We start from the raw sequence: 521 nt of genomic DNA, 5'->3' as shown, positions 1-521 counted from the left end.
GGGCGTTAAGTTGCAGGGTATAGACCCGAAACCCGGTGATCTAGCCATGGGCAGGTTGAAGGTTGGGTAACACTAACTGGAGGACCGAACCGACTAATGTTGAAAAATTAGCGGATGACCTGTGGCTGGGGGTGAAAGGCCAATCAAACCGGGAGATAGCTGGTTCTCCCCGAAAGCTATTTAGGTAGCGCCTCGTGAATTCATCTCCGGGGGTAGAGCACTGTTTCGGCTAGGGGGCCATCCCGGCTTACCAACCCGATGCAAACTGCGAATACCGGAGAATGTTATCACGGGAGACACACGGCGGGTGCTAACGTCCGTCGTGAAGAGGGAAACAACCCAGACCGCCAGCTAAGGTCCCAAAGTCATGGTTAAGTGGGAAACGATGTGGGAAGGCCCAGACAGCCAGGATGTTGGCTTAGAAGCAGCCATCATTTAAAGAAAGCGTAATAGCTCACTGGTCGAGTCGGCCTGCGCGGAAGATGTAACGGGGCTAAACCATGCACCGAAGCTGCGGCAGC

General features: G+C 54.5%; 1 rRNA gene. It reads left to right on the top strand.

Annotated elements, in window-relative coordinates:
- Nucleotides 1-521 (top strand): 23S ribosomal RNA (locus ACLJQJ_RS23425); the annotation flags it as partial.

The organism is Salmonella sp. SAL04202, assembly GCF_046550775.1.
GTDB classification, from domain to species: domain Bacteria; phylum Pseudomonadota; class Gammaproteobacteria; order Enterobacterales; family Enterobacteriaceae; genus Salmonella; species Salmonella enterica.
Note: the sequence above shows the minus strand (reverse complement) of the source record. Positions and strands in the feature narration are given on the sequence as shown.